This window comes from Mycobacterium sp. B14F4 (assembly GCF_039871645.1).
Taxonomy (GTDB): domain Bacteria; phylum Actinomycetota; class Actinomycetes; order Mycobacteriales; family Mycobacteriaceae; genus Mycobacterium.
Genome location: NZ_JBDPMF010000016.1, coordinates 1 through 5,385 on the forward strand (window position 1 = coordinate 1; position 5,385 = coordinate 5,385).

The window sequence follows — 5,385 nt, forward strand, 5'->3', positions numbered from 1 at the left end:
GCGGGTGTGTTGTTTGAGAACTCAATAGTGTGTTTGGTGGTTTTTGTTTGTTGTTTTTTGTCGCATCCTTTTTTCCCGTTTAGGGGTGTGATGTTTTTTTGACCAGTTTTGGACTGGTTGCTTGGTTCGGATTGTTCTGAACGGCCTTTTTTGGTTTTTGTTTGGAGAGTTTGATCCTGGCTCAGGACGAACGCTGGCGGCGTGCTTAACACATGCAAGTCGAACGGAAAGGCCCTTTCGGGGGTGCTCGAGTGGCGAACGGGTGAGTAACACGTGGGTGATCTGCCCTGCACTTTGGGATAAGCCTGGGAAACTGGGTCTAATACCGAATACACCTCTCCTGCTGCATGGTGGGTGGGGGAAAGCTTTTGCGGTGTGGGATGGGCCCGCGGCCTATCAGCTTGTTGGTGGGGTGATGGCCTACCAAGGCGACGACGGGTAGCCGGCCTGAGAGGGTGTCCGGCCACACTGGGACTGAGATACGGCCCAGACTCCTACGGGAGGCAGCAGTGGGGAATATTGCACAATGGGCGCAAGCCTGATGCAGCGACGCCGCGTGAGGGATGACGGCCTTCGGGTTGTAAACCTCTTTCAATAGGGACGAAGCGCAAGTGACGGTACCTATAGAAGAAGCACCGGCCAACTACGTGCCAGCAGCCGCGGTAATACGTAGGGTGCGAGCGTTGTCCGGAATTACTGGGCGTAAAGAGCTCGTAGGTGGTTTGTCGCGTTGTCCGTGAAAACTCACAGCTTAACTGTGGGCGTGCGGGCGATACGGGCAGACTGGAGTACTGCAGGGGAGACTGGAATTCCTGGTGTAGCGGTGGAATGCGCAGATATCAGGAGGAACACCGGTGGCGAAGGCGGGTCTCTGGGCAGTAACTGACGCTGAGGAGCGAAAGCGTGGGGAGCGAACAGGATTAGATACCCTGGTAGTCCACGCCGTAAACGGTGGGTACTAGGTGTGGGTTTCTTCCTTGGGATCCGTGCCGTAGCTAACGCATTAAGTACCCCGCCTGGGGAGTACGGCCGCAAGGCTAAAACTCAAAGGAATTGACGGGGGCCCGCACAAGCGGCGGAGCATGTGGATTAATTCGATGCAACGCGAAGAACCTTACCTGGGTTTGACATGCACAGGACGCCGGCAGAGATGTCGGTTCCCTTGTGGCCTGTGTGCAGGTGGTGCATGGCTGTCGTCAGCTCGTGTCGTGAGATGTTGGGTTAAGTCCCGCAACGAGCGCAACCCTTGTCTCATGTTGCCAGCGCGTTATGGCGGGGACTCGTGAGAGACTGCCGGGGTCAACTCGGAGGAAGGTGGGGATGACGTCAAGTCATCATGCCCCTTATGTCCAGGGCTTCACACATGCTACAATGGCCGGTACAAAGGGCTGCGATGCCGTGAGGTGGAGCGAATCCTTTCAAAGCCGGTCTCAGTTCGGATCGGGGTCTGCAACTCGACCCCGTGAAGTCGGAGTCGCTAGTAATCGCAGATCAGCAACGCTGCGGTGAATACGTTCCCGGGCCTTGTACACACCGCCCGTCACGTCATGAAAGTCGGTAACACCCGAAGCCGGTGGCCTAACCCCTTGTGGGAGGGAGCCGTCGAAGGTGGGATCGGCGATTGGGACGAAGTCGTAACAAGGTAGCCGTACCGGAAGGTGCGGCTGGATCACCTCCTTTCTAAGGAGCACCGTTAATTGTTCCCCCGTGCCTCACATGTGTGAGGGGTTCGCGGTTGGGAGATCAGTGCCGGCGCCTGTAGTGGGCGTTACCGGTGGGTGCACGACAAACGTTGAGCCGCAGCGGGATTACTGCGGTGATGGAATTGCCAGACACACTATTGGGCTTTGAGACAACAAGCCCGCTATCTCTTCGTCCCGAGTGTGGGAAACCGGGGATAGGACTGGTTGTCGCCCCGTCTTTGGTGGTGGGGTGTGGTGTTTGATTTGTGGATAGTGGTTGCGAGCATCTGAAACAGGAGCCTTGTGGGCTTTTGTTTCATGCAATTTCTTCTGTAATAGTGTTTGTGTGTAAGTGTTTAAGGGCGCATGGTGGATGCCTTGGCACTGGGAGCCGATGAAGGACGTGGGAGGCTGCGTTATGCCTCGGGGAGCTGTCAACCGAGCGTGGATCCGAGGATGTCCGAATGGGGAAACCCGGCACGAGTGATGTCGTGTCACCTGCATCTGAATACATAGGGTGCAGGGGGGAACGCGGGGAAGTGAAACATCTCAGTACCCGTAGGAAGAGAAAACAATTGTGATTCCGTGAGTAGTGGCGAGCGAAAGCGGAGGATGGCTAAACCGTGTGCATGTGATACCCGGCGGGGGTTGTGTGTGCGGTGTTGTGGGGCGTTTCTTCTTCTCTCCGCCGAGAGAAGCGAAAGTGATAAACCGTTGGGTTAGTTGAAGTGGCCTGGGATGGTCTGCCGTAGTGGGTGAGAGCCCCGTAGACGAAAACTCAACGGCTTTCGTGAAATGTTTTCCCCGAGTAGCAGCGGGCCCGTGGAATCTGCTGTGAATCTGCCGGGACCACCCGGTAAGCCTGAATACTTCTCAGTGACCGATAGCGGATCAGTACCGTGAGGGAATGGTGAAAAGTACCCCGGGAGGGGAGTGAAAGAGTACCTGAAACCGTGTGCCTACAATCCGTCAGAGCCCTCGACTTTGTTGTGGGGTGATGGCGTGCCTTTTGAAGAATGAGCCTGCGAGTCAGGGACATGTCGCGAGGTTAACCCGGGTGGGGTAGCCGCAGCGAAAGCGAGTCTGAATAGGGCGTATCACGTCAGTAGTGGCGTGTGTAGTGGTGTGTTCTGGACCCGAAGCGGAGTGATCTACCCATGGCCAGGGTGAAGCGCGGGTAAGACCGCGTGGAGGCCCGAACCCACTTAGGTTGAAGACTGAGGGGATGAGTTGTGGGTAGGGGTGAAAGGCCAATCAAACTCCGTGATAGCTGGTTCTCCCCGAAATGCATTTAGGTGCAGCGTCGCATGTTTCTTGTTGGAGGTAGAGCTACTGGATGGCCGATGGGCCCTACTAGGTTACTGACGTCAGCCAAACTCCGAATGCCGACAAGTCAAAGTGTGGCAGTGAGACGGCGGGGGATAAGCTCCGTGCGTCGAGAGGGAAACAGCCCAGATCGCCGGCTAAGGCCCCTAAGCGTGTGCTAAGTGGAAAAGGATGTGCAGTCGCGAAGACAACCAGGAGGTTGGCTTAGAAGCAGCCACCCTTGAAAGAGTGCGTAATAGCTCACTGGTCAAGTGATTGTGCGCCGATAATGTAGCGGGGCTCAAGCACACCGCCGAAGCCGCGGCATCGAAGTTATTCGATGGGTAGGGGAGCGTCCCTCATCCGGTGAAGCCACCGTGTAAACGGGTGGTGGAGGGTGGGGGAGTGAGAATGCAGGCATGAGTAGCGATAAGGCAAGTGAGAACCTTGCCCGCCGGAAGACCAAGGGTTCCTGGGCCAGGCCAGTCCGCCCAGGGTGAGTCGGGACCTAAGGCGAGGCCGACAGGCGTAGTCGATGGACAACGGGTTGATATTCCCGTACCCGTGTATGAGCGTCCCTGACGAATCCACACCGCTAACCACCCAAAAGGTGGCCTACCAATCCCTTTCGAGGGGGCGGGGGTCGCCGGCTGCGTGGGACCCGTGTGGGTAGTAGTCAAGCGATGGGGTGACGCAGGAAGGTAGCCGTACCAGTCAGTGGTAATACTGGGGCAAACCTGTAGGGAGAACGATAGGCAAATCCGTCGTTCACAAATCCTGAGAGGTGATGCATAGCCGAGTGAGGCGAATTCGGTGATCCTATGCTGTCGAGAAAAGCCTCTAGCGAGCGCATACACGGCCCGTACCCCAAACCAACACAGGTGGTCAGGTAGAGAATACCGAGGCGTACGAGTGAACTATGGTTAAGGAACTCGGCAAAATGCCCCCGTAACTTCGGGAGAAGGGGGACCCACACGGTGTGACGGACCCTTGCGGTCCCGAGCACAAGTGGGTGGCACAAACCAGTGAGAAGCGACTGTTTACTAAAAACACAGGTCCGTGCGAAGTCGCAAGACGATGTATACGGACTGACGCCTGCCCGGTGCTGGAAGGTTAAGAGGACCCGTTAACCCCTCGGGGTGAAGCGGAGAATTTAAGCCCCAGTAAACGGCGGTGGTAACTATAACCATCCTAAGGTAGCGAAATTCCTTGTCGGGTAAGTTCCGACCTGCACGAATGGCGTAACGACTTCTCAGCTGTCTCAACCATAGACTCGGCGAAATTGCATTACGAGTAAAGATGCTCGTTACGCGCGGCAGGACGAAAAGACCCCGGGACCTTCACTACAACTTGGTATTGGTGCTCGATACGGTTTGTGTAGGATAGGTGGGAGACTGTGAAACACTGACGCCAGTCAGTGTGGAGTCGTTGTTGAAATACCACTCTGATCGTATTGGGCCTCTAACCTCGAACCGTCTATCCGGTTCAGGGACAGTGCCTGGCGGGTAGTTTAACTGGGGCGGTTGCCTCCTAAAAAGTAACGGAGGCGCCCAAAGGTTCCCTCAACCTGGACGGCAATCAGGTGTTGAGTGTAAGTGCACAAGGGAGCTTGACTGCGAGACTGACACGTCAAGCAGGGACGAAAGTCGGGACTAGTGATCCGGCACCCCCGAGTGGAAGGGGTGTCGCTCAACGGATAAAAGGTACCCCGGGGATAACAGGCTGATCTTCCCCAAGAGTCCATATCGACGGGATGGTTTGGCACCTCGATGTCGGCTCGTCGCATCCTGGGGCTGGAGCAGGTCCCAAGGGTTGGGCTGTTCGCCCATTAAAGCGGCACGCGAGCTGGGTTTAGAACGTCGTGAGACAGTTCGGTCTCTATCCGCCGCGCGCGTCAGAAGCTTGAGGAAACCTGTCCCTAGTACGAGAGGACCGGGACGGACGAACCTCTGGTACACCAGTTGTCCCACCAGGGGCACCGCTGGATAGCCACGTTCGGACAGGATAACCGCTGAAAGCATCTAAGCGGGAAACCCCCTCCAAGACCAGGCTTCTCACCCATCAAGTGGGATAAGGCCCCCCGCAGACCACGGGATCGATAGACCAGACCTACACACTTAGCAATAAGTTCAGGGAACTGGCACTAACCGGCCGAAAACTTACAACAAACAAACCCGCAACCACACCCACAACCAACCCACACCCCACCACCAAAAACACCGGGGACACAAAACAACCCACCACACCACAGTGGGCACCACAAAATAAATAGAGTTACGGCGGTCAATAGCGACAGGGAAACGCCCGGACCCATCCCGAACCCGGAAGCTAAGCCTGCCAGCGCCAATGATACTACCCAACACGGGTGGAAAAGTAGGACACCGCCGAACACAAATTA

3 rRNA genes are annotated in these 5,385 nt (G+C 56.3%); all 3 read left to right on the forward strand.

Annotated features, from left to right (window positions below):
• The first annotated feature begins 158 nt into the window (after positions 1-158).
• A 16S ribosomal RNA gene (locus ABGB19_RS26000) occupies positions 159-1,680 on the forward strand.
• Positions 1,681-2,028: 348 nt separating this feature from the next.
• Positions 2,029-5,154, forward strand: a 23S ribosomal RNA gene (locus ABGB19_RS26005).
• A gap of 108 nt (positions 5,155-5,262) precedes the next feature.
• A 5S ribosomal RNA gene (gene rrf, locus ABGB19_RS26010) occupies positions 5,263-5,377 on the forward strand.
• The 16S, 23S and 5S rRNA genes sit together here, the layout of an rRNA operon.
• Positions 5,378-5,385: the final 8 nt, after the last annotated feature.